Origin of the sequence: Noviherbaspirillum phoenicis (assembly GCF_047237965.1) — a bacterium.
Classification (GTDB): Bacteria; Pseudomonadota; Gammaproteobacteria; order Burkholderiales; family Burkholderiaceae_D; genus Noviherbaspirillum_A.
This window is the reverse complement of record NZ_JBDFLX010000001.1, coordinates 4024876-4047989: the sequence shown is the minus strand read 5'-3', so window position 1 is coordinate 4047989 and position 23114 is coordinate 4024876. Positions and strand designations below refer to the sequence as shown.

The following is a 23114-nucleotide window of genomic DNA, read 5'->3' as shown; positions in this document are numbered from 1 at the left end:
CAGCAGCCCTTTCGCTTCTCCAGGACACCACAAGCATGTATTCCCGCATCCGACCGCTGCGACTGGCCGCAGCCATCCTCGCCTTTGCAGGCGCCGGCCTGGCAACCCAGGCGGTCGCGGCGCCTTCCCGTCTCGACCGTGTCCTTGACAGCAAGGAATTGCGGGTATGCATCTGGCCCAACTATTACGGTGTTACCTACCGCAACCCGAAGACACGCCTGCTGTCCGGTTTCGATATCGATATCGCCAATGAACTGGGCCTGGAGCTGGGCGTGGCGATCCGCTATGTCGACAGCAGCTTCATCCAGCTCATCGACAAGCTCATCGATGACGACTGCGATATCGCCATGCACGCGGTCGGCATCACGCCGGCACGGCAAAGCCGCCTGCAGTTCACCAGGCCCTACATGCGCAGCGACATTTACGCGATTGCTTCCCGCTCTTCCGGCGCGATCCGGCAGTGGCAGGACATCGACAAGCCCGGACGCGTGATTGCAGTGCAGGCCGGCACGCTGATGGAGCCCGTGATGCGGAAGGTGCTCAAGCATGCCAGGCTGATGATGGTGAGCCCGCCGCAGAGCCGCGAGCAGGAAGTCGAGTCGGGGCGCGCCGACGCCTTCATGACCGACTTTCCCTATAGCCGACGCATGCTGGACCTGACCGACTGGGCAAGGCTGGTGCCTCCGCCGGCGCCATTTCATCCTACCGACTATGCCTATGCGCTCGCGCCTGGCGACGCCAGCCTGCGCAACCGGGTCGATGCCTTCATGGAGATCATCCGCAAGGATGGCCGCCTGCTCCGCTTCGCGCGCAAGCACAAGCTGGACCCGGTCGTCCTCGACCGCTGACACGCCGGGATGACGCGACGATGAAGCTTGCGATCTCTTTCGGCCGGCACACCAGGCGCATGCGGCATTTTCTGGTGGCCGTGGGCATCCTGTGCGGCATCGGCATTCTCGCCGGCACCCTGGTCCTGCTGAGGCATGACCGGCAGAACGAGCTGGGCACCGAGGATGCGCGCGGGCGGCTCCTGGCCAGCATGCTGGAAAGCCACGTCAGCCGCACGCTGTCCAGCGTGGACAATAATTTCACGGCCATCAGCAAGATGCTGATGCTGCCGGCGCAGCGGCAAAGCGGCAATCCGGGCGGCGTGGATGTGCAGGCCCTGCTCGACACCATCGCCTCCAGTTCCACCCACTTGCGCTCAGTATCGGTGCTCGATGCCGGCGGGCGCGTGGTCAGCAGTTCGAACGAGGACAACATCGCCCGCAGATTTTCGCTGCAGCAGCTGGGCTTTCGCAACGAGATCGGCGCCGGCCTCAACAGCGGCCGCCCGCTGTTCGTGCGCGACCTGCATGAGCTCGACGACAGCATCGACGCCGGCATGGAAGGCCAGTACCGCGAGCGCGGCGTATATGTGATTCCCTTCGCCAGACTGGTCAAAGTGGGCGGCGCCAGCCTGACCCTGCTGGCGCTGGTCAATCCGGCCTACCTGTTTCCGGACCACCGCTCGGGCCCGCGCAGCGATGCCGGCTATGAAGCGCTGTTTGACTATCAGGGCATGGTGCTGGCTGCAACGCCGGATGCGCCCTTTGTGATCGGCAGCCGCAGCGCCCGGCTGCCCATGTTCGATGCCCTCAACAATGACCAGCAGTTCGGCCGTTTCGATCTCATTCGCAAGAGCGCAGAGGAAACGGATGACAACACGCTGGTGAACTTTCGCGCCAGCCGCAATTTTCCCGTGGTGGCGGTGGTTGGTTTGTCGGAGCAGCATGCGCTGGTTGCCTGGGAACAGTCGGCCCACAAGCTGAGGCTGATCGGCATCTTCGCCGCTGCGCTGGCCTTGCTCTACACCACCGCGCTGCACAAGACCATCCTCGATGGCGAGCGCACGCGCGAGGAACTGCGCAAGGCAAAGGAAGCGGCGGAACAGGCCAATGCCGCCAAGAGCATCTTCCTTTCCACCATGAGCCATGAGATCCGCACGCCGATGAATGGCGTGCTGGGGATGGCCGCGCTGCTGCGCGAAACCCAGCTCAGTGCACAGCAGGACGAGTTTGCCCGGACCATCGAGGACTCGGGGCGCGCGTTGATGGCCATCATCAACGATGTGCTGGACTTCTCGAAGATCGAAGCCGGCAAGATGGATATTGAACTGGTCGACTGCCCGCTGCTGCCGCTGGCCGAAGGCTGCGTCGACGCCCTGATCGGCCGCGCCGCCAGCCGTGGGCTTGCGCTGATCAGCTTTGTCGATCCCGCCGTGCCTGCGGTGGTCAGGGCCGATGGCGGCCGGATACGCCAGATCCTGCTGAACCTGATCGACAACGCGGTGAAATTCACGCAGTCGGGCGAGGTCGTGCTGCGGGTCAGCCTGCGCGAACGCGTCGGCAATGGCTGCCGGGTCGTGTTTGAAGTGAGCGACACCGGCATAGGCATCGATGAGCAGGCCCTGGCGCGGCTGTTTGAGCCTTTCATCCAGGCCGATAATTCAGTCACCCGTAAATACGGCGGCACCGGACTTGGCCTGTCGATCTGCAAGCGGCTGCTGGGCCTGATGGGCTCGCGCATCGACGTCGAAAGCCGGCCCGGCGAGGGCACCACCTTCCGGTTCGAGCTGCATCTGGCCGAAGTGGCACAGCCGGCGGCGGTAGCACCCCTGCCGGCATCGCATGCCCTGGTGGTCTGCGCCCTGCCGGGTCACGCCAGTGTGCTGGCTTCCTACCTGGCCGCCTGGGGCATGCAGCCGCAATGTGCCGCCACGCGGGAACAGGCGCTGGCACTGGCGGCCAGCGCGCCCCATGCGCTGGCCGTCATCGACGGCGGCATGCCGATGTCGGCAGCAATCGCCGCTGCGCTGGCGCAATCGCACCCCGGCATGCGGCTGGTGCTGATGGCCGAGGATGCGTCAGCGACGTACGACCAGCTGGCTTTTCATGCGACGTTGCGCCGCCCCCTGCGTCAGGCGGCCTTCCACCAGGCGCTTGTCTTTGCGCTGGAGCACCGGCATTACCTGCAGCACGCGCCATCGCCTCTCCGCCCGGTCGCCAGTGCGCCGCACGCAGCGCCGGCCGCGGAAGACGCCGACCGCCGGATTTTGCTGGTGGAAGACAACCTGACCAACCAGAAGGTGGCGCTGCATCAGCTGGCCCGGCTGGGCTACGACGCCCACGTCGCGTCCAACGGCGAGGAAGCGCTGAAAGCGATGGCGCTGCACGACTATGCGCTGGTGCTGATGGACTGCCAGATGCCGCTGATGGACGGTTTCGAAGCCACGCGCCGCATCCGTGCGGCCGAATCCGGTACGCTCAGCCACCTGATCGTGGTGGCGATGACGGCCAACGCCGCCGAGGGTGACCGCGAGCGCTGCCTGGCAGCCGGCATGGATGACTACCTTCCCAAGCCGATCACGCGCGACATGCTGACCGAACTGCTGCAGCGCTGGCTACCGCCGCTGCCCGAGGCGGCGGGGTCGGCGCAGCCTGCCGGCGCGCCTCGTGCAGCTGCACCGAGGTAATCGCCCCGGTGAAGCTGCGCGCGAATTCGGCCAGCGGTACCGTGTTGGGAACGGCGTCGCCGGGCGCAAGAATCAGCACATTGCGCTGGTCCGCCCGCAGCAGCAGCACCGGCCGCAGCACTTCCCGCAACGCCGACGGTGCCGACTGCCTGCCCTGCCCCCTCTGCCAGGCAATCAGCGGGAACGGCTCCTTGCACAGCCGCTCCGGCTTGCAGTTGCGCGACGCGGTATCGAAGCCGAACATGCGCGCGCTCTGCAGCAGGCTTTCAGGGGAATGAAACGAGGCGGCCAGCCGTTGGGCTGGCTCGTCGGGAACCGGTGCGCGATAGATCGCGCAGAGACGCTGCAGTATCCAGAAATAGGCTTCCCGGCTGATGAACTTGACCATATCTTGTTGCCGTATTCTTCTTCTTGGGCCGGAAGGCTCCCTGGCCCCCGGCAATAGGTTGATATCAGGCAGTTGCCGCCGCCGCTGCCTGATCGACGTCGCTGCGCGCGGGCACCGGCGCCGCATTCGGCGGCGGATCGTTGCGATGCGAATACACCCAGGTGAATTCGGCGCCGAGCAGGAAGATCTGCGCCGAGTAATAGACCCATACCAGCAATACGGCGAACGAGCCGGCGGCGCCGAAGCCGGAGGCAACGCCGCTCTTGCCGATGTACAGGCTGATCAGGAACTTGCCTATGGTGAAAAGCAGTGCGGTGACGATGGCGCCCACCCAGACATTCCTCCACGCGATGGTTGCGTGCGGCATGAACTTGTAGATGGCGGCAAAGACGACGGTAACCACGCCAAAGGACACCACGAAGTTCAGCGCCTGCAGCACGAACTCCCAGTTGCCCAGGTAACTGCCCCACCAGTTACCCAGCGCCGCAAGCGCAGCGGAGAGCACCAGCGACACGATCATCAGGAAGCCCAACCCGAGGATCAGGCCGAACGAAAGGATGCGGGTGCGGATGATGCCCCAGATGCCGCTTTCATTCGGCGGCGCCGGCGTGCGCCAGATCCGGTCCAGCGAGCTTTGCAGTTCGGCGAACACCGCGGTGGCGCCTACCAGCAGCGTGCCGAAGCCGACGATGGTGGCCAGGATGCCCTTGCCGGGATCGCTGGCCGATTTGAGCAGCTCTTCCACCGCAATCGCGCCCTGCTCGCCCATGAGGCCACGCAACTGGGTCACGATCTCGCCGCGCGCCGCCTCCGCGCCAAAGATCAGGCCGGCCACGCCGATGACGATCAACAGCATCGGCGCCAGCGAAAACACGGTGTAGTACGACAGGGCCGCGCCCATGCTGGGCGCAAAGTCATCCACCCACGACGACACGGCTGCCTTGATCAAGTGCCAGGTGCGGGTCAGCAGGGAGCCCCTGGGCACGGGCTTGAAGGCGGGCTGGCCGGCCGCTGGGGCAACCGCCGTGGCAGCCTGAGTACTGGCCGCGGCCTTCGCACCGGCGTTTGCCGGCTGGCCCGTGGCCGCCAGCGTCTCGACACTGGTGGCCGGCGGCGGCACGGCGCCATGCGGCGCATCGGGCGTGGGCACCGGGTCGACGTGGTTCTGGGCGGCCTTCAATGCGGCCACCGCATTGAACAGGGCCATCAGCGATTTCCCTGTATTGAACAGCTGGCGCCATGAACCTTGGCGCCGGATTTCCTTGTGCGCCGCCTTTGCCCTGGCATGGCGCGGCTTGACGCCGCTTCCTGCCGCGGCGGCCCCTGCAGGCGCGACGGCGGCAGGCGCGGCGACCCTGGCGATGCCGGTCGGCGGCGCGGCAGGCAGGCGGCCGGCGGGCATGCCGGGCGCCGGCTTGGCAGCCAGCCTGTGCGCCGCTTCCTGCGGCGTCAGCGGCCGCTTCGACGTCAGGCGGCCCTTGGTCAGCAGGGCGAGGTAACCCAGCGCGGCCGCGCCCAGCATGGCGCCGGTGACGGCAGCAGGCTTCTTCACACGCTCGACCAGGTTGGGGTGCACGGGCCGGTAGCTGAGCAGGGCATTGCCATGGTCATCGACAGGGACAGCGTTCCTGGAGGGAAAATCACGTAATTCGTTCATGGCTGGGTCTTGTGGGCGTCGGTGCTGATTCGTTGCCGGGCGGCGCTGCGTATCGGCATCGCAATGGCGATATGCAGCGAGTCTTGCAAAAATCATACTCTGGCTGCCTCTCGGTCATCGGTACGCAGGCGCACATAGGGCGTGGCCTATTGACCTGCGTCTATCGTCTGCATCAAGGGATGCTCAACAGGCTGCCCCTGCGGTTGAACCTGTGTCGGTAAAGCAGCGTCTATCCTGCTTTGCCCATTCCGAGGATCACCATGCAAGTCAGGATTACCCGCCAGCTGCCGGACGGCACCAGCCAGGACTTCGGCACCCAGGAACTGAACCATATGCCGCCCATCGGCGAGCCTTTCTCGCCGGACCAGAGAAGCTATTACACCGCGAAGGCTTATTTCGGGCCGGATCATAGCGGCCACTATCTGCTGGTGCTGGAGGGAGAGCCGCTGAAGGATGACAGCGCGCAGGCATGAACGCCGGCGCAGCGTGGCGGCGCCGGCGTGACCTGCTTTTGCGGTGTTGCAACGGCGGCAGCCTGATCCGGCCGGCTGTCAGAACAGGCTGCCGATGTAGTGCGACAGATTGGCGATGTCCTCATCCGTGAGGTTCTTCGAAACGCTGGTCATGTTGCCGGCGTCGTTGGTGCGTTCGCGGCTGCGGAATGCCTGCATCTGCTTGACGATGTATTCCGGCTGCTGCCCGGCCAGGCGCGGAATCTCGTTCTGCCCCTTCAGCCCGCCCAGGTGGCACATCGTGCACAGCACTTCATTGGCTTTCTGCGCACCGGCCGTCACCCGCGCCGGATCGGCCTTGAAGCCATTGCCTGCCGGCTTTTGCGCGGCGAAATAGTCGGCCAGCTCCTGCATGTCCTCCTTCGACAGCGTCGCCGCCACGGGCGACATCATCGGATCCTTGCGCCGCCCTTCCTTGAAGTCACGCAACTGCAGCACCATGTAGCGCGAGGTTTGGCCAGCCAGCGTGGGAATGAGCCCGGTGGCGGAATTGCCGGCCGGGCCATGGCAGGCAACGCACGCCTGCGCCTTGGCCTTGACCGCCTCGGCATCGGCAGCGCAGGCCCAGGCGGCCGGCAGGATGGAGGAAGCCAGGACCAGCGCCCGGAGAGAATCGTTTCGCATCGTTGATCGCCTGTGAAATAAAAAGCGCGCCCAGCAAGCCGCGCGGTCATGCCGGAAAAGCATCCGTCCCGGCCAGGACAGCCTGGGCTACCCTGGCCGGAACGAGGTCCACGAATTACAGCGCGAATACGAAGACGCTGTTGCCGCGCTTGAAGTCGAGCTGGGTGTTGCCGCCCGCCGCCACCGCGATGTACTGCTTGCCGTTGACGGTATAGGACACCGGCGGCGCATTGACGCCGGCGCCGCACTGATACTTCCAGAGCAGCTTGCCGTTGGTGGCGTCATAGGCCTTGAACCAGCCATTGCCCTCGCCTGCAAACACCAGATTGCCCGCCGTGGCCAGCGCGCCGCCGATCATGGGCTGGTCGGTCTTGACCTGCCAGGCGATCTTGCCGGTATCGATATTGACCGCGCTGACGTTGCCGGACTGCTCTTCGCCAGGCACGTTCTTGAAGGCGCCGCCCAGCCACAGCTTGCCGCCGCCGGGGTACGGCGCGGCTTCCACCTGGTAGGTCATGGGCTGGTGCAGGTTGACCGCATAGGCCAGGCGCGCCTTGGGATGGAATGCCATCGGCGACCATTCCACGCCGCCGTTCGCGCCGGGCAGCATGCGCGCGCCCTGGGCCGTCGGCAGCGTCCACATGTTCTCCTGTGGCACCATGGCCTCGGAATAGCGGATCAGGCGGCCGTCCTTGCGGTCATGCACATAGATGTGGCCGGTCTTGCCGCCGTGGATCACGCCCGGGATCATGCGGCCCTTCTCATCCTTCACATCCACCAGGACCGGCGGGCTGACCGCGTCCAGATCCCAGACATCGTGGGCGATGTACTGGGAATGCCACTTGTACTGGCCGGTGCTGGCGTCGATCGCCACCATCGAATTGGTGTACAGGTTGTCGCCCGGCCGCTCGGCGCCATACAGGTCGGGCGAAGGGTTGCCGACCACGAAGAACAGCATGTTGCTGGCGCGGTCGTAGGCCGGCGCCATCCAGACGCCGCCGCCCAGGGTTTCATGGAACTTGCTGTTCTCGGCGAAGGCCTTCTTTTCTGCGGCGATGTCGCGGTGCATGTCGCGCCCGGTCGCATCCTTCTCGGCCCACACGCCCTCATGGCCCTTCTCGGGGATGGTGTGGAAGGTCCACAGTTCCTTGCCGGTCTCGGCGTCGAATGCCTTGACGAAGCCGCGAATGCCGTATTCGCCGCCGTTGGTGCCGATCAGCACCTTGTTGTCCACCACGACGGGCGCCATGGTTTCGCTGTAGCCCTTTTCCGGGTCGGCGATCTGGGTTTCCCACAGCAGCTTTCCGGTCTTGGCGTCCAGCGCCACCATCTTCGCGTCCAGCGTGCCCATGAAGAGCTTGCCGCCCGAAACCGCGACGCCGCGGTTGTTCGGCCCGCAGCAGAACGTGGTGACCGGGCCGGGCTTGTGCTTGTAGTGCCAGAATTCCTCGCCGGTGACGGCGTCGACCGCATGGACATGGTTGAAGGAGGTGGTGAGGAACATCACGCCATTGACCACCACCGGCGCGGTCTCCATCGATTCCAGCACCGCGGTCTGGAACACGAACGCCGGGCGCAGCTTGCCGACGTTGGCGGTGTTGATCTGCTTTGCCGCGTAGAACCGGGTCTGGGCATAACTGCCGTTGGACATCAGCCAGTTCCTGTCATCCTTCTCCGCGCTGTCCAGCATGGTCTGGCTGACCGTGGCCAGCGACGACGACATCGGCCTGGCCTTGATGCCGGCGCCGCCCTGGGTTTCCTGGGCGGCAGCCAGTGCCGTCAAACACAACAATGCGCCCGCCACGGCACCGACCAACACGCTTTTTTTCGTCTCCATGCCATCTCCCTGGTTGCACTGCAATGGACCCGCTACCGCGCCGGCGCCTGCTTCGACAATTTCACTTGACCGGCGCATCTTGTTAGGAAAACAATCGAATATTAGTCTGCTTTTTTAACCAGGAGTAAACATTTGAAGAAGATTTTTGCCGTTCTTTTCCTGCAGGGCGCGCTCTTATGCTCTTCTGCACAGGCACAGGACGATATTGCCGAGCTTAACCGACAGTCACTCATCGCCGTGAGAACCGCCAACCTGCCCACGCTGCGCAAGCTGATGGACCAGGGCGCGGCGATCAACACCCGCAACCGCTTCGGCGACAGCCTGCTGATGACGGCCATCAAGTCGGGTTCGGAGGAGACGGTGGACTACCTGCTGTCGCACGGGCCGGATGTGAACCTGGCCAATGTCAGCCGGGTCACGCCGTTGATGGCCGCGGCCTATTCCGGCAATGCCGCGCTGGCGCAGCGGTTGCTGGAACGCCAGGCCGATCCGATGGCCTCAGACCAGCTGCGCAAGACGGCAATGGTGTACGCGGCCGGTGGCGGCCACGTGAAAGTGGTTGAACTGCTGCTGGCCCACGGCGTCGGGGTTAATGCGCGGTATGCCAATGACCTGACCGCGCTGATGTGGGCTGCGGGCAATGGCCATGCGGAGACGGTGCGGCTGCTCTTGGCCAGCGGCGCGGACGGGAAGCTGGCCGACAACCGCGGCAAGAGCGCGCTGCAGATGGCGCTCGATGGCGGACACAAGGAAGCGGCGGCGCTGCTGGAACAGCAGGCGAGTGCCGGGAAAGCGCTCTAGCAGCACCGGCGGGACGGGCAGAACGTCAGACCACGATGGTCGGCGCTCCTTCCCCGCCTGCGGCTTGCGGCGCTGTCTGCTGCCGCGCCAGTATCACGTTGTGAATGAATTCCAGCTTCTGCCTGACCAGCGCCGACAGCGTGAAGGGATAGGCATCCGGCATGCCGACGCTGCGGTTGAGGCTGTTGAGCACATAGGTCAGCGCGAACCAGTCGGTCATCATGTCGTTGAACGATGCGCTTTTCAACGGCTGCCTTTCCAGCAGCAGTTGCGGCTCGTCATCGCGCCTGGGCCGCAGCATCATGCCGCAGGCAAATGCGGTGTCCAGCGTATCGATCATGTGCAGGTAGTGGGCCCAGCTTTCGGCCCAGTCTTCCCATGGGTGGCTGCTGGCGTACGTGCTGATGTAGCGCTGGTTCCAGTCGTCCGGCGGGCCATTCTCGTAATGCTTCTGCAGGCTTTCCCCGTAGTCCGCCCGTTCGTCGCCGAACAGGTCGCGGTAGGGGTCCACCCATTGGGTGCCGGCGATCAGGCGGTCGAAGTAATAGTGACCGCTCTCATGCCTGAAGTGGCCCAGCAGGGTTCGGTACGGCTCATGCATCTGCTCCCTGACCTTCTCGCGGAACGCCGGGTCCGCTTCGGCGATATTGAGTGTGATCAGGCCATTATCGTGACCGGTCATGACCCGTTTCATCGGCAGGTCCTGCAGGAATTCAAACGCCAGGCCAGCTTGCGGCGACTTGTGCTTGGACACCGGCGTGAGCTTCAACTCCATCAGCGAATACAGCAGCCGCCGCTTGGCCGTTTCCAGGCGCCGCCAGTACAGGCGGTTCTGGCCGGACAGCACCGGAATGGAATGCGTGAGCTGGCAGGAAACGCACAGGTCTTCCGGGCTGTCGGCAGGCAGCATCCAGTTGCAGACCTCTTCACGTGAATAGTTGAAGCACTGCTTGAACAGCCGGCCCGTATTGGCCGGGTGCAGGCTGCGCCACAGGCCATTGCCGTCGGCTTCGAAGGTGGTGATCCCACGCTCTTCAGGCAGGTAGCCCAGCATTCCACCGCAATTTTCACAAAGGACATTCTCGAAAAACACCTGCTGTCCGCATCGGTCGCAATGAAAGGTTTTCATCAATCTTGGCTGGTGAAAAGAATAGGAAGGAAGTCGCCTTCCGGCACTGCGGGCTGCTGTCTCAGATCATGTCGTAGTAGATCAGCAACCCCACTGCGAGCGCGGCGGTGAGGACGGTGAATGCGAGCAGGATTGGACGTCTCGTAAAGAAAGCAAGCATGCTGACAACCTCATCGACAGGGAAACAACATTGCCCGCATGGCACATGCGTGCCGGAGTTGGCTCAAATATAAACCAGCAGTCTAGCGAAAGCGGCAACCATCCATCGTCAGAGAAATGCCTGATCCAACGTAGGAAAAACCCTCTATCTGCACGGGATCGCGTTGCAGGCAGTCGATGTCCTACAAGGGATCGGGAATTTTTCTGACTGAATTTCAACCAGGCTTGCAGTATGTTCGCCTTACGGATTGCCGCCTGTCCGCCTCTGCCGGGGAGCATCAATGACCTTGACTGAACTTGAAACAGCGATTGCAGTTGCATTACCGATCTTCAAGAAGTACTCGCCCAATCCTGCCGTGGTGCTTTCCTCCGGACCGGCGCCGATCAGCCTGCAGGATTTTCTGTTTTCAGCCATGTCTGAAAGCGACCGCAGCGCGCTCAAGGCAGCGGGCTGGAAGACCAATGGCTTCATTGCCTGGTATTACCAGACGCAGTAGGCTGCCCGCAACGCGCCGCCGCCCGCTTCCATGCGCGTGACGGCGCCTGCACTGCCGGCGCAGCCGGTGCGCCTGCGGCAAACATCATCTCCGGCTGGCAGCGTGACGCCCTTGCGCATCGCGGGGTCTTCAGTTCCGACAGTGCCTTGTAAAGGTCCGCCCATGGATTTCAGCACACGCAAGGATTTACCCATTTCCTGTGGCACCCTGGTGCTCAACAGCGGCGGCGAGCTGCTGCTGTGCCACGTCACCGGGCATGACCTGTGGGACCTGCCCAAGGGCATGCAGGAACCCGGCGAGCCGGCAGTCAAGACTGCGCGGCGCGAACTGCATGAGGAAACCGGGCTGGAGTTTGCGCCCGACCTGTTCCTGGAACTCGGCCTCTTCGATTTCCGGCCGGACAAGCGCCTGCATCTGTTCAAGGTACAGGCGCCCGATCACGTGAACGGCATCGACGAGCTGGTATGCATCAGCCACTTCGTTCATCCGGTGACGGGCCAGCCCACCCCCGAGATGGACGGCTTCCGGTGGGCCAGGCGGGATGAAATCAGCAGCCTGTGCGGACCCAACATGCAGCGGGTGCTGCTGTCGCTTCACTGGTGAGGCCGGCAATGCGGAGACGCCATGTCATGCCGGGCTCCAAAGGGCGGTAACATGCACCGTCCCGCCCTGCGGCGCATGTGCAGGCAAGGGCCTTCCAATAACAATGTCCGGAGACCTGATGAACAGACTGATCCCTACCCTGATGACCGCAGGCGCCGCAGCCCTGCTTGCTTCCTGCGCCGGCAACACCGGCACGGGCGCCAATGGCGCCAATGCGGCCAGGCCGGCATCGGCCCAGCCTGGCGCCGACCATGTTGCCGCCGCCACCGCGGCGGCCGGCGCCGACCTGCAGGCGCTGACCGTGCTGTGCAAGCCGGCGCCGGCCACCCGGCCATCGCATGAGGACGTCGACCGCAGCGTCGCCAGCCTGATCGCCAAACCGGCGCCGGCGCCTGGCCAGGCATTCGACAATCTCTATTTCGTCGGCGCCACCTGGGTCAGCGCCTGGGCGCTGAAAACCTCGGACGGCATCATCCTGATCGATGCGCTGAACAATGGACAGGAAGCGGCAACGCTGATCGAGGGCGGCATGCGCAAGCTGGGCCTCGATCCGGCCCAGATCAAGTACATCATCGTCACCCATGCCCATGGCGACCATTACGGCGGCGTCGATTACCTGATGAAGCGCTACCGTCCGCGGGTGGTGATGAGCCAGGCCGACTGGACCATGTCGGAAAACAAGCTCGAATTCGAGTCGTCCCACTGGGGACCGCCCCCCAGGCGCGACATCGCCGTCAAGGATGGCGACGTGATCACGCTGGGCGACACCCGGGTGACGCTTTATGTGACGCCGGGCCATACGGCAGGCACCATCTCGCCGGTATTCGACGTGAAGTCCGGCGGCGTGCCGCATCGGGCCATGCTGTGGGGCGGCACCGCCTTCAACTTCGGCAAGGACATTCCGCGCCTGGACAGCTATATCGACGCCACCGGCCGCATGATGCGGCTGGCCGACGAGCAGAAGATCGACGTGATGCTGTCCAATCATTCGGGCTATGACGGCACGTCGGACAAGCTGGCAGCCAGGGCAAAACAGGGCGCGGGTCAGCAAAACCCCTTCGTGCTGGGAACACCCACCGTCAAGCGCTCACTGACGGTGATGAATGAATGCGCCCGGGCCACCCGCGACCGTTTCAGCAGCTGAGCGCAAGCTGTACAACGAAGCGGCAGGCCCGTTGGCGCCAACGCGGCCTGCCGCAGCATGTGGAGAACCATGGAAATCCAGTTTCTGGGCACCTCATCCGGCACGCCCACGCGCAGCCGCAACCTGTCGGCGCTGGCCTTGCGGTCGGAGGCGTCGAAGCAATGGTGCCTGATCGACTGCGGCGAGGCCACGCAGCATCGCATCCTGCGCACCAGCCTGTCGCTGATGACGCTGCGCGCTGTCTTCATTACCCACATCCACGGCGACCACTGTTACGGGCTGCCCGGCCTGCTGGCCAGCGCCGGCATGCTCAACCGCACTGAAACGCTATCCGTCATCGGTCCGCCTTCGATAGGCCGCTTTATCGACTGCGTGCTGGAAACCACCGAACTGCGCCTGCCCTATCCATTGCAGTTCATCAGCGTGGAAGCGCTGGCGGATACGCAGCCGCTGCCCGACCTTGCAGTGCGGGCTACCGCGCTGTCGCACCGGGTGCCGTCCTATGCCTACAGCTTTTGCGAGAAGGCAGTGGAAGGCAAGCTGGACGTGGACAAGCTGCGGCGCGACGCGGTGCCGGCCGGCCCCGATTGGGGCCGGATCCAGCAGGGCCGCGACCTGACGCTGGCAGACGGCCGTGCCATCCATGCGCGCGATTATCTGCTCGCCCCGCGCAAGCCGCGCAAGATCATCGTTGGCGGCGACAATGACAGCCCCGGGCTGCTGGCCGCCGAGGCAGTAGGCGCCGACGTGCTGGTGCATGAGGCCACCTACACCCAGGCCGGCCTGGACAAGGTAGGGCCAGGCCCGCAGCACAGTTCGGCGGCGGCGGTGGCGCGCTTTGCCAGCGAGGCCGGCATTCCCAACCTTGTGCTCACCCATTTCAGCCCGCGCTACCAGGAGCAGGATGCGGCGCGCAATGGCGCACCCACGCTGGCCGACCTTGAAGCCGAAGCGCGCGCCGCCTATCGGGGCAAGCTGTTCCTCGCCAGCGACCTGGACCGCTATGCGCTGGACCGCCAGGGCGATCTCGCCAGGCTGCCGTAACAGCGGCGCGGCGGACGCTGACCAGCAGGTCGGCTGCCATCCCCGACGTGGAAGGACTTATTCCTCCAGGCCCAGTTCTTCCAGCACGCGGCGCAAGTGCTGCCGGTCCTCTCCTGTCAGCGCCTTCAGCGGCAGGGGCAAGCCGGGGCTGGCAATTAGGCCCAGCAGTTCGGCAGCGGCGGCAATCACCCGCAGGCTGCCATGCCGCTGCAGCAAGGCCCACAAGGGCTGCAGGCGTTCGGACAGGCGCATCGCTTCGTTGGCATTGCCGGCTTGCGCGGCGCGCGTGATGGCCAGCAGCGGCCCGGCAAACAGGCCTCCCACGGCCGAGTACCAGGCATCGCATCCGGCATTGAGCCCGGTGGCGCCATGGGCATCGCCGCTGACGCCTATCGTCACCTGTGGCGGGATCAGCGCGCGCAGGCGCTGCACGCGCTCCCTTGCCGCCGGGGCATCCACCGACACGCCGGGAATCTTGATCGAGCCGACCCGGGGCAGCTGCGCGATGCGGGCGTGCAGTGCGTCGCTGAAGTTGAAGTGGGTCGTGCCCGGATTGTCGTACACGCACAGCGGCACGGAAAGGGAGCGCGTTACGGCTTCATACAGGCCGAAGACTTCATCATCGGTCAGCTTCTGGTAGGACACCGGCGCCAGCAGCACCGCATCCGCCCCGGCCTTCTGCGCATGCTCGGCCAGCGCCAGCACGTCGTGGGTGCGCAGCGCGCCGATGCCGACCATCATCGGCACGCCGGCTGCATGGTCTAGCGCCAGCTCCGCAAGCCGCTTGCGCTCGGCCATGCCGAGGTAGGCATAGTTGCCGGTCGAACCGAGCACGCAGATCGAATCGACCCGGGCCAGCACCAGGCGCTGAAGCAGCCGCACAAAGGCAGGCTCGTCGACGGCCTCTTCATTCATCGGCGTCAGGGGAAAGGCGCTCAGGCCATGAAGCATGCTGGATTCTCCTTGTGGGTTGGGATGCACTTGCGCATGGCCAGGATGGGTGCAGGCATGATGACATTCATCCGTAACGCTGTACAAGCCGACGCAGTGCTGGCACCTCAGACCAACTGCTTGCGTACATGACGCAGACAGATGAGTCTTGATGCACCCGTGCGCATGTCACGGCGTTCCCGGCCCTGGCAGAGGAAAGCGCGTGGGGCCCCGTGCGCGACGAAGTTTTAACTCCCGGAAAAAATTGACCTGCATCAACCGGCCGGCCTGGCCGGGAAAATATGCTGGCGGCGTTTTCATCAACCAGGGAGCATCATGAAAAAAACAGCCATCGCCGTTGCCATCGCCGCCGCCGCACTGACCGCCGGCGCCGCCTTCGCCCAGGAATCGCCGTGGATGGTCCGCGCCCGTGCCGTGCATATCGACCCGGCCGATCGTTCCTCCCCCATCGGCGGCGTCACCGATTCCGACCTTATCACGGTGAGCAAGAAAACGATTCCCGAAGTGGATATTTCGTATTTCTTCAATCCGAACTGGGCCGCCGAACTGGTGCTGACCTATCCGCAGAAGCATACCGTGAAAGTAGATGGCGCCAGCATAGGCAGCTTCAAGCACCTGCCGCCGACATTGACGCTGCAATACCACTTCCTGCCCAAGGCCACCTTCGATCCCTACCTGGGCGCGGGCATCAACTACACCCGCATTTCCAGCGTCAGGCTGGATAACGACATTTCGCTGGAGAAGAACAGTTGGGGCCTGGCGCTGCAGGCCGGCTTCGACGTCAAGCTCAACCGCAACTGGTCCATCAACGTGGATGTGAAGAAGGTGCAGATACGCAGCGACGTTTCGATGGCTGGCGAGCAGATCAGCCGCGTGAAGCTTGATCCGGTGCTGTTCGGGGTAGGCGTGGGCTATCGCTTCTGACGAAACGCATTGGGATGGATCGGGATGCGCGCATCAGGCGCATCCCGATGCCTGGCCATGCAGTCATGGCAGGCGATGCGGGCCATGCCCTCATGCAAAGCGGCTGAAGTCGGGCTTGCGCTTTTCAAAGAAGGCGGTGAAGGCTTCCTTTGCTTCCGGCGCGGTCAGCATGCGGCGGAAATGCTCGCCTTCCTGCGCCATCTGGGCGTCGATGTCTGCTGCAGCGCCCTGCTTCATCAGCAGCTTGGTGGTGCGCACAGAAGAAGCCGGCAAGGCTGCCAGCTTGGCCGCCTGGGCCTGCACGAAGGCTTCCAGTTCACTGGCCGGCAGTACCCGGTTCACCAGCCCCATTTGCTGCGCCTCGTCGGCCAGGAAAGCCTCGCCCAGCATCAGCTTCTCGGCTGCCCGCTGGTAGCCGGCGACGCGCTGCAGCAGCAGGCTGGAAGCGAATTCCGGGCACAGGCCAAGCTGGCTGAACGGCATCGAGAACTTTGCATTGTCGGATGCATATACCAGGTCGCAATGCAGCAGCATCGTGGTGCCGATGCCCACCGCCGCGCCGCTGACCGCAGCCACCACTGGCTTGCTGGCGCCCTTCAATGCCGCCATGAAGCGAAACACCGAACTGTTTTCCCCCTGCGGCGGCTGCTTCAAGAAGTCTTCCAGGTCGTTGCCAGCGGTGAAAATGCCCGGATGCCCCGCAAACACGACCACCCGCACCGCGTTGTCGGCCTCCGCCGCAGCCAGCGCCTCAGCCATCGCCTGGTACATCGCGCCGGTAATGGCGTTTTTCTTTTCCGGGCGGTTGAAGCGGATGGTGCAGATGCCGTTAGCCTGTTCGATGCTGATATCCATGTCGTCTCCTGACTGTTGATGAAGTAGGTGGTGAAGCAATAGGTTGTTTATTGACGATCGTGCAGCAATGCCTTCCGTAAGAAACGGCGCCGTCGTAGTTGACATACGCGCAGCGACAGTTGCAGTTGCAGTTGCAGTTGCAGTTGCAGTTGCAGTTGCAGTTGCAGTTGCAGTTGCAGTTGCAGTTGCAGTTGCAGTTGCCGTGAAGTCCCGTTGAGCGCGCCGTGTCAGCGGTGCCCGGAGCGGGAAAAGGTGCGGCGTCTGTCTGAGCGCAACGAAGTGTAGCGAGTTTAGCCGCGCCCCGCTCCGGGTACCGCTGACACGGGGACCCTGCGTTAGCGGGGCGCGATCACCGGGTCGCCTTTTTTTGGTTACTTTTTTTGGCGAAGCAAAAAAAGTGACCCGGCCGCCGGGACGGACTCCCGGCTTGTCTCCACGGCAGTGCAGCCGTCTTGCGTCACCCGGCAACGCCCGGGCAGCACTGTCGGTGTTGCCTTTATCAGTGATCGCAGCGCACTGCTACTGCTACTGCTACTGCTGCTTCGCAGTGACGTCTTTACGCCGGGTGAAACAACACCATCTCACTATCGTCATGACCAGGCCGGGTGTTCGCCCCGGCAGGCGACCTACTTCTTTTGCTTCGCCAAAAGAAGTAGGCAAGAAAAGGCGACCCGGTGATCGCGCCCTCGCTGCGCGAGGGTCCCCGCGCCGTCGATGCGTGGAGCGGGGCGCGGCTAAACTCGCCAAGCTGCGCTTGACTCAGACAGACGCCGCACCTTTTCCCGCTCCACGCACCGACGGCACGGCGCGCTCAACGGGATTTAAAAGCAACGGCAACTTCAAAAGCAAAAGCAACTGCAACTGCAACTTCGCCGCTTGCGCAGGGTGCAATACCTCTTCGGGATATCGCACCCTGCTGCGCGATTACATCCGCTCGAAGATGCCCGCCGCCCCCATCCCCGTCCCAACGCACATCGTCACCATCCCATACTTCAAATTCCGCCGCCGCAGCGCATGCACCACCGTAGCAGACCGAATCGCCCCGGTCGCCCCCAGCGGATGGCCCAGCGCGATCGCGCCGCCCATCGGGTTGACCTTGCTCGGGTCCAGACCCAGGTCCTGGATCACCGCCAGCGCCTGCGCGGCAAAGGCTTCGTTCAGCTCGAACCAGTCGATCTGGTCCTGCGTGATGTTGGCTGCGCGCAGCGCTGCCGGGATCGCTTCCTTGGGACCGATGCCCATGATCTCGGGCGGCACGCCGCGCACCGCGAACGAGGCGAAACGCGCCAGCGGTGTCAGGTTGAACTGCTTCAGGATCTTCTCGCTGACCAGGATCAGCGCGCCGGCGCCGTCCGAGGTCTGCGAGCTGTTGCCGGCCGTGACCGTGCCCTTGGCGGCGAACACCGGGCGCAGCCGGGCAAGCGCTTCCAGGCTGGTGTCGGCGCGCGCGCCTTCATCCACGCTGACGGTGCGGGTCTTCACATCGATTTCGCCGCTGGACAGATTCGGGAATTTCTCGATGATGTCCACCGCGGTGGTCTCATCGGCAAACTCGCCGGCCTGCTGGGCGCGAATTGCCTTGAGGTGCGACTCCAGCGCAAACTGGTCCTGCGCCTCGCGCGACACCTTCCATTGCTTGGCGACGTTCTCCGCGGTCAGGCCCATGCCATAGGCCATGCCGACATTCTCGTCTTTGAAGATGCCCATGTTCATCGATGGATGATGGCCCATCATCGGCACCATGGACATCGACTCGACGCCGGCCGCGATCATCACATCGGCCTGGCCGACACGGATGCGGTCGGCCGCCATCGCCACCGCGGTGATGCCGGAGGCGCAATAACGGTTGACGGTCACGCCGCCCACGGTCTTGGGCAGGCCGGCCAGCAGCACCGCCATGCGGGCCAGGTTCAGGCCCTGCTCGGCTTCCGGAAAGGAACAGCCGACGATGGCGTCCTCGATCAGCGCCGGGTCGAGCCCGGGCACCTGCGCCACGGCCGATTGCATCGCGCGCACCAGCAGGTCGTCCGGGCGGGTATGGCGGAACATGCCGCGCGGCGCCTTGCCGATCGGGGTGCGGGTGGCGGCGACGATGTAGGCGTCTTGTATTTGTTGGCTCATTTCTATTCTCCTAGTTGCGCACCGGCTTGCCGGTTTGCATCATGCCCATGATCCGCTCCTGCGTTTTCGGATGGCCGAGCAATTCCATGAATGCCTTGCGTTCGAGGTCGAGCAGCCACTGCTCCGACACCAGGCTGTTGGGTTCGATATCGCCGCCGCTGACGATCTCGGCAATCATCATGCCGAGCTTGTAGTCGTGGGCCGAGATGAAGCCGCCATCGCGCATGTTGACCAGCTGCGCGCCTATCGTGGCCATGCCGTAGCGGCCGGCGACCGGCACCAGCGCACGGTTCGGCGCGCGGTAACCTGCGTCAAACATCGCGCGTGCTTCCACCCTGGCCACGTGCAGCAGCTCATGGGCATTGAAGACCACGGTGTCGTTGGCCGACAGGTAACCCATCTTCTTCGCTTCCAGCGCCGATTTCGATACCTGCGCCGTGGCGGCATTGGTGAAATACGTCTTCAGGAATTGCAGCAGGTCGTTGCCCTTGGCATCGGCGGCCGCGCGCAGCGCCGCTTCCTTCAGGCCGCCGCCGGCCGGCACCAGGCCCACGCCCACTTCCACCAGGCCCATATAGGTTTCCAGCGCGGCCACGCGCCTGGCCGCATGCAGCGCCAGTTCGCAGCCGCCGCCCAACGCCAGGCCGGCAACCACGGCCACCACCGGTACATTGGCGTACTTCATGCGCATCAGCGCATTCTGCAGCTTGGCCACTTCCGGCCCGATCGCCTTGACGCCGCCCGACATGAACACCGGCAGCATCGCCTGCAGATCGGCGCCGGCCGAGAAGGCGCCGCCCTGCGCCGCGTCGGCATTCCAGATCACCAGGCCCTTGTAGTTGGCCTCGGCTTCGTCGATGGCGCGGTTCAGGCCGGCAATCACGCCCGGTCCGATCACATGCATCTTGGTCTTCAGCGACAGCACCAGCACTTCGTCGCCGCCATGCCAAGCGCGCACCGAGTCATCCTCGAACACCGTGGTGCCAGCCTTGCCGCCGTCGGCCGCGCCTTCGCCCAGGAGCGGCGCGCGGAATGGCTGGCGTCCATAGACGGCCAGGTCGGAGCGCGGCACATAGGCCTTCTTCGCCGGCGACCAGGAACCTTCGGCGGCATGCACGCCGTCGCGGCCATCGAAGACCCAGTCGGGCAGCGGCGCATTCGACAGCGCGCGGCCGGCCTCGATGTCTTCCTTTACCCAGGTTGCAACCTGCTGCCAGCCGGCGGCCTGCCAGTTCTCGAACGGGCCCTGGCTCCAGCCGAAGCCCCAGCGCAGCGCGAAGTCGACATCGCGCGCATTGTCGGCAATGCTTTCCAGGTGCACCGCGATGTAATGGAAGGCGTCGCGGAAGATGGCCCACAGGAACTGCGCCTGCGGATTGGTCGAGTCATGCAGCGCCTTCATGCGCTTGGCCGGATCCTTTTCCTTCAGGATGCGGCCCACCAGGTCGTCGGCCTTGGCGCCGCCGGGCACATAGCCGCCGCTGGCCGGGTCGATGCGCTGGATGTCCTTGCCGACCTTCTTGTAGAACCCGGCGCCGGCCTTCTGGCCCAGCGCGCCGGCCTCGATCAGCTTGCCCAGGAGCGCCGGGGTTTCATACACAGGGAAGAAGGGGTCGTCCTTCAGGTTGTCCTGCATGGTCCTGATCACATGGCCCATGGTGTCCAGGCCCACCACGTCGGCGGTGCGGAAGGTGCCGGACTTGGCCCGGCCCAGGCGGGCGCCGGTCAGGTCGTCGACCACATCCACCGACAGGCCGAACTTCTCGGCTTCACGGATGGTGGCCAGCATGCCGAAGATGCCGACGCGGTTGGCGATGAAGTTGGGCGTGTCGATCGCCCGCACCACGCCCTTGCCCAGCGTGGAGGCGAGGAAGCCTTCCAGCTGGTCCAGGATCTCGGGACGGGTGGCGGCGGTCGGGATCAGTTCCACCAAATGCATGTAGCGCGGCGGATTGAAGAAGTGCACGCCGCAGAAGCGCGCCTTGAGGTCGGCATCGAAGCCTTCGGACAGCGCCGTGATCGACAGGCCGGAGGTGTTGGAGGCGAAGATCGCATTCGGCGCGATGTAGGGAGCAACCTTCTTGTACAGGTCATGCTTCCAGTCCATGCGCTCGGCAATGGCTTCGATGATCAGGTCGCAGCCCTTCAGGATATCGAGGTTGTCCTCGTAGTTGGCCACTTCGATCAGCGCCGCCTGATCCTTGTCGGCCAGTGGCGCCGGGCTCAGCTTCTTCAGGTTTTCAATGGCGCGCAGCACGATGCCGTTCTTCGGGCCTTCCCTGGCCGGCAGATCGAACAGCACCACGGGCACGCGGGCATTGACGCAGTGCGCGGCAATCTGCGCGCCCATCACGCCGGCGCCCAGCACGGCGACTTTCTTGACGATGAAATTTGACATGGTTGTAGTCCTGGAACGTTTGGGTGCGGGCCGCCGCGCCGACCTGCTGCAAGCGAGCGGGTCGGCGGGATGCTGCGGCGGTTTTCCGTGGTTTAGATCAGGTCGGCGTCCAGCGCCATCAGGCTGGCCGAGCCCGAACGGGCCTGGCGGATCAGCATCGCGGTTTCGGGCAGCAGGCGCGCGAAGTAGAAACGCGCGGTGCCCAGCTTGGACTGGTAGAAGCTGTCGCCGGAGTCCTGCTTTTCCAGCGCGATCTTGGCCATGCGGGCAAAGAAGTAGGCAAACACCATGTGGCCGACCACGCGCAGGTAAGGCACGGCGGCGGCGCCGACCTCGTCCTGGTTCTGGAAGGCCTTCATGCCGATTTCCATCGTCAGCTTGGTGACCTTGTCGCCAAGATCTGCCAGCGGCGTGATGAACTCGGACATGGCTTCATCGGTGCCATTTTCCTCGACGAAAGCCTGCACCTGGGCGCCGAACTTGCGCAGCTTGGCGCCGTTGTCCATCAGCACCTTGCGTCCCAGCAGGTCCAGCGACTGGATGGTGTTGGTGCCTTCGTAGATCATGTTGATGCGCGAGTCGCGCACATACTGCTCCATGCCCCATTCGGAAATGAAGCCGTGGCCGCCATATACCTGCATCGCCTCGGAGGTGGCGATCCAGCCGTTGTCGGTCAGGAAGGCCTTGATGATGGGCGTGAGCAGCGCGACCTGGTCGGCCGCGTCCTTGCGCACTTCCTCGTCCGGGTGGTTCAGTTCGCGGTCGATCAGCAGGGCGGTGTAGTAGCTGAATGCGCGGCCGCCTTCGGCATAGGCCTTGGCGGTGAGCAGCATGCGGCGCACGTCCGGATGCACGATGATCGGGTCGGCTGGTTTTTCCGGCGCCTTCACGCCCGACAGGCTGCGCATCTGCAGGCGGTCCTTCGCATAGATCAGCGCGTTCTGGAAGGCGACTTCGGTCAGGCCCAGCGACTGCATGCCCACGCCCAGGCGGGCCGCGTTCATCATCACGAACATCGCATTCAGGCCCTTGTTGGGCTGGCCGATCAGCCAGCCGGTGGCGCCGTCCATGTTCATCTGGCAGGTGGAATTGCCGTGGATGCCCATCTTCTCTTCGATCGCGCCGCAGAAGATGCGGTTGCGGTCGCCCAGCGAGCCGTCCGGGTTGGGAATGAACTTGGGCACCAGGAACAGCGAGATGCCCTTGGTGCCGGCCGGCGCGTCCGGCAGGCGGGCCAGCACCAGGTGAACGATGTTTTCCACCATGTCGTGCTCGCCGGCGGAAATGAAGATCTTGCCGCCGGTGATGCGGTAGGAACCATCGGCCTGCGGCTCGGCCTTGGAGCGCAGCATGCCGAGGTCGGTGCCGCAGTGCGGCTCGGTCAGGCACATGGTGCCGGTCCATTCGCCCGATACCAGCTTGGACAGGTACAGCGCTTTCTGCTCCGGCGTGCCGTGCGCATGCAGGCACTCGTAGGCGCCATGCGACAGGCCGGGATACATGGTCCAGGCCTGGTTGGACGAATTGAGCATTTCATAGAATGCATTGTTCAGCACCACCGGCAGGCCCTGGCCGCCGAATTCCGGGTCGGCCGACAGGGACGGCCAGCCGGCGTCGATGTACTGCCGGTAGGCTTCCTTGAAGCCCTTGGGCGTCGTCACTTCATGGGTTTCCTGATTCAGCCTGCAGCCTTCGCGGTCGCCGCTGTGATTGAGCGGGAACACCACCTCGGACGTGAACCTGCCGCCCTCCTCCAGCACCTGGTTGATGATGTCGGCATCGACTTCCGCATGCGGCGGAAGCTGCTTCAATTCATTTTCGACTTGCAGCAACTCGTGCAGAACGAACTGCATGTCACGTATCGGGGCGACGTATTGACCCATGTTTTTCTCCAGAAGAGCGATGGCTAGATTGATCAGTCGGACTGTCTTGTCGACAGCGATTCAGTTCCTGTGT

19 protein-coding genes are annotated in these 23114 nt (G+C 64.2%); 9 read left to right on the top strand and 10 right to left on the bottom strand.

Annotated features, from left to right (window positions below; genetic code table 11):
* Positions 1–35: 35 nt before the first annotated feature.
* Both ABC383_RS18060 and ABC383_RS18055 read left to right on the top strand, forming a co-directional pair.
* Positions 36–848, top strand: a complete 813-nt coding sequence (locus tag ABC383_RS18060; protein ID WP_413015672.1) for an ABC transporter substrate-binding protein — start codon at positions 36–38, stop codon at positions 846–848.
* Between the two features lie 20 nt (positions 849–868).
* Positions 869–3514 (top strand): hybrid sensor histidine kinase/response regulator, encoded by a 2646-nt coding sequence (locus tag ABC383_RS18055; protein ID WP_413015670.1) that lies wholly within the window; start codon positions 869–871, stop codon positions 3512–3514.
* Here the strand turns inward: ABC383_RS18055 and ABC383_RS18050 are convergent.
* Together ABC383_RS18050 and ABC383_RS18045 are read right to left on the bottom strand one after the other, a co-directional pair.
* A complete protein-coding gene (locus ABC383_RS18050; RefSeq protein WP_413015668.1) occupies positions 3405–3902 on the bottom strand; it encodes a cysteine peptidase family C39 domain-containing protein in 498 nt (165 codons plus the stop codon). The two genes, ABC383_RS18055 and ABC383_RS18050, sit on opposite strands and share 110 nt — an antisense overlap.
* A gap of 64 nt (positions 3903–3966) precedes the next feature.
* On the bottom strand, positions 3967–5559 hold the full coding sequence (locus ABC383_RS18045) for a YihY/virulence factor BrkB family protein (RefSeq protein WP_413015666.1): 1593 nt from the start codon (positions 5557–5559) through the stop codon (positions 3967–3969).
* A gap of 260 nt (positions 5560–5819) precedes the next feature.
* Between ABC383_RS18045 and ABC383_RS18040 the strand changes: the two genes are divergently transcribed.
* Positions 5820–6032: a hypothetical protein gene (locus tag ABC383_RS18040; protein ID WP_413015664.1), complete on the top strand. Its 213-nt coding sequence runs from the start codon at positions 5820–5822 to the stop codon at positions 6030–6032.
* A gap of 78 nt (positions 6033–6110) precedes the next feature.
* Here ABC383_RS18040 and ABC383_RS18035 read toward each other — a convergent pair whose 3' ends face one another.
* Both ABC383_RS18035 and ABC383_RS18030 read right to left on the bottom strand, forming a co-directional pair.
* Positions 6111–6695, bottom strand: coding sequence for a c-type cytochrome (locus ABC383_RS18035; protein ID WP_413015662.1), 585 nt, complete (start codon positions 6693–6695; stop codon positions 6111–6113).
* 115 nt (positions 6696–6810) lie between these two features.
* A complete protein-coding gene (locus tag ABC383_RS18030) occupies positions 6811–8532 on the bottom strand; it encodes a pyrroloquinoline quinone-dependent dehydrogenase (RefSeq protein ID WP_413015660.1) in 1722 nt (573 codons plus the stop codon).
* 132 nt (positions 8533–8664) lie between these two features.
* Here ABC383_RS18030 and ABC383_RS18025 point away from each other — a divergent pair, with 132 nt between their 5' ends.
* The gene (locus ABC383_RS18025) at positions 8665–9333 is read left to right on the top strand and encodes an ankyrin repeat domain-containing protein (RefSeq protein WP_413015658.1); all 669 of its coding nucleotides are present in this window, start codon (positions 8665–8667) and stop codon (positions 9331–9333) included.
* Positions 9334–9358: 25 nt separating this feature from the next.
* On the opposite strand, the gene ABC383_RS18020 is transcribed toward ABC383_RS18025, so the two are convergent.
* Positions 9359–10462 carry a zinc-binding metallopeptidase family protein gene (locus ABC383_RS18020; protein ID WP_413015656.1) on the bottom strand — a complete coding sequence of 368 codons (1104 nt, stop codon included), beginning with the start codon at positions 10460–10462 and terminating at the stop codon, positions 9359–9361.
* 440 nt (positions 10463–10902) lie between these two features.
* Between ABC383_RS18020 and ABC383_RS18015 the strand changes: the two genes are divergently transcribed.
* From ABC383_RS18015 to ABC383_RS18000, 4 genes are all read left to right on the top strand, one after another.
* Positions 10903–11118 carry a hypothetical protein gene (locus ABC383_RS18015; protein WP_194714110.1) on the top strand — a complete coding sequence of 72 codons (216 nt, stop codon included), beginning with the start codon at positions 10903–10905 and terminating at the stop codon, positions 11116–11118.
* 162 nt (positions 11119–11280) lie between these two features.
* Positions 11281–11721, top strand: a complete 441-nt coding sequence (locus tag ABC383_RS18010) for an NUDIX hydrolase (protein ID WP_413015654.1) — start codon at positions 11281–11283, stop codon at positions 11719–11721.
* 118 nt (positions 11722–11839) lie between these two features.
* Positions 11840–12865: an MBL fold metallo-hydrolase gene (locus ABC383_RS18005; RefSeq protein ID WP_413015652.1), complete on the top strand. Its 1026-nt coding sequence runs from the start codon at positions 11840–11842 to the stop codon at positions 12863–12865.
* Positions 12866–12934: 69 nt separating this feature from the next.
* On the top strand, positions 12935–13909 hold the full coding sequence (locus tag ABC383_RS18000) for an MBL fold metallo-hydrolase (protein ID WP_413015650.1): 975 nt from the start codon (positions 12935–12937) through the stop codon (positions 13907–13909).
* A gap of 57 nt (positions 13910–13966) precedes the next feature.
* On the opposite strand, the gene ABC383_RS17995 is transcribed toward ABC383_RS18000, so the two are convergent.
* On the bottom strand, positions 13967–14860 hold the full coding sequence (locus tag ABC383_RS17995) for a dihydrodipicolinate synthase family protein (protein WP_413015649.1): 894 nt from the start codon (positions 14858–14860) through the stop codon (positions 13967–13969).
* A gap of 315 nt (positions 14861–15175) precedes the next feature.
* Between ABC383_RS17995 and ABC383_RS17990 the strand changes: the two genes are divergently transcribed.
* A complete protein-coding gene (locus ABC383_RS17990) occupies positions 15176–15784 on the top strand; it encodes an OmpW/AlkL family protein (RefSeq protein WP_413015647.1) in 609 nt (202 codons plus the stop codon).
* 90 nt (positions 15785–15874) lie between these two features.
* On the opposite strand, the gene ABC383_RS17985 is transcribed toward ABC383_RS17990, so the two are convergent.
* From ABC383_RS17985 to ABC383_RS17970, 4 genes are all read right to left on the bottom strand, one after another.
* Complete coding sequence (locus ABC383_RS17985) at positions 15875–16639, bottom strand: enoyl-CoA hydratase (RefSeq protein ID WP_413015645.1); 765 nt, start codon at positions 16637–16639, stop codon at positions 15875–15877.
* A 924-nt stretch (positions 16640–17563) separates the two neighbouring features.
* Positions 17564–18760: an acetyl-CoA C-acyltransferase gene (locus tag ABC383_RS17980; protein ID WP_413015643.1), complete on the bottom strand. Its 1197-nt coding sequence runs from the start codon at positions 18758–18760 to the stop codon at positions 17564–17566.
* A 10-nt stretch (positions 18761–18770) separates the two neighbouring features.
* Positions 18771–21158, bottom strand: a complete 2388-nt coding sequence (locus ABC383_RS17975; RefSeq protein ID WP_413015641.1) for a 3-hydroxyacyl-CoA dehydrogenase/enoyl-CoA hydratase family protein — start codon at positions 21156–21158, stop codon at positions 18771–18773.
* Positions 21159–21250: 92 nt separating this feature from the next.
* Positions 21251–23041, bottom strand: coding sequence for an acyl-CoA dehydrogenase C-terminal domain-containing protein (locus ABC383_RS17970; RefSeq protein ID WP_413015639.1), 1791 nt, complete (start codon positions 23039–23041; stop codon positions 21251–21253).
* Positions 23042–23114 lie beyond the last annotated feature (73 nt).

What these genes read in the sequence shown, in the direction of transcription:
- ABC383_RS18060 (WP_413015672.1), top strand. Translation starts at nt 36, where the DNA reads ATGTATTCCCGCATCCGACCGCTGCGACTGGCCGCAGCCATCCTCGCC.
- ABC383_RS18055 (WP_413015670.1), top strand. Translation starts at nt 869, where the DNA reads ATGAAGCTTGCGATCTCTTTCGGCCGGCACACCAGGCGCATGCGGCAT.
- ABC383_RS18050 (WP_413015668.1), bottom strand. Translation starts at nt 3,902, where the DNA reads ATGGTCAAGTTCATCAGCCGGGAAGCCTATTTCTGGATACTGCAGCGT.
- ABC383_RS18045 (WP_413015666.1), bottom strand. Translation starts at nt 5,559, where the DNA reads ATGAACGAATTACGTGATTTTCCCTCCAGGAACGCTGTCCCTGTCGAT.
- ABC383_RS18040 (WP_413015664.1), top strand. Translation starts at nt 5,820, where the DNA reads ATGCAAGTCAGGATTACCCGCCAGCTGCCGGACGGCACCAGCCAGGAC.
- ABC383_RS18035 (WP_413015662.1), bottom strand. Translation starts at nt 6,695, where the DNA reads ATGCGAAACGATTCTCTCCGGGCGCTGGTCCTGGCTTCCTCCATCCTG.
- ABC383_RS18030 (WP_413015660.1), bottom strand. Translation starts at nt 8,532, where the DNA reads ATGGAGACGAAAAAAAGCGTGTTGGTCGGTGCCGTGGCGGGCGCATTG.
- ABC383_RS18020 (WP_413015656.1), bottom strand. Translation starts at nt 10,462, where the DNA reads ATGAAAACCTTTCATTGCGACCGATGCGGACAGCAGGTGTTTTTCGAG.
- ABC383_RS18015 (WP_194714110.1), top strand. Translation starts at nt 10,903, where the DNA reads ATGACCTTGACTGAACTTGAAACAGCGATTGCAGTTGCATTACCGATC.
- ABC383_RS18010 (WP_413015654.1), top strand. Translation starts at nt 11,281, where the DNA reads ATGGATTTCAGCACACGCAAGGATTTACCCATTTCCTGTGGCACCCTG.
- ABC383_RS18005 (WP_413015652.1), top strand. Translation starts at nt 11,840, where the DNA reads ATGAACAGACTGATCCCTACCCTGATGACCGCAGGCGCCGCAGCCCTG.
- ABC383_RS18000 (WP_413015650.1), top strand. Translation starts at nt 12,935, where the DNA reads ATGGAAATCCAGTTTCTGGGCACCTCATCCGGCACGCCCACGCGCAGC.
- ABC383_RS17995 (WP_413015649.1), bottom strand. Translation starts at nt 14,860, where the DNA reads ATGCTTCATGGCCTGAGCGCCTTTCCCCTGACGCCGATGAATGAAGAG.
- ABC383_RS17990 (WP_413015647.1), top strand. Translation starts at nt 15,176, where the DNA reads ATGAAAAAAACAGCCATCGCCGTTGCCATCGCCGCCGCCGCACTGACC.
- ABC383_RS17985 (WP_413015645.1), bottom strand. Translation starts at nt 16,639, where the DNA reads ATGGATATCAGCATCGAACAGGCTAACGGCATCTGCACCATCCGCTTC.
- ABC383_RS17980 (WP_413015643.1), bottom strand. Translation starts at nt 18,760, where the DNA reads ATGAGCCAACAAATACAAGACGCCTACATCGTCGCCGCCACCCGCACC.
- ABC383_RS17975 (WP_413015641.1), bottom strand. Translation starts at nt 21,158, where the DNA reads ATGTCAAATTTCATCGTCAAGAAAGTCGCCGTGCTGGGCGCCGGCGTG.
- ABC383_RS17970 (WP_413015639.1), bottom strand. Translation starts at nt 23,041, where the DNA reads ATGGGTCAATACGTCGCCCCGATACGTGACATGCAGTTCGTTCTGCAC.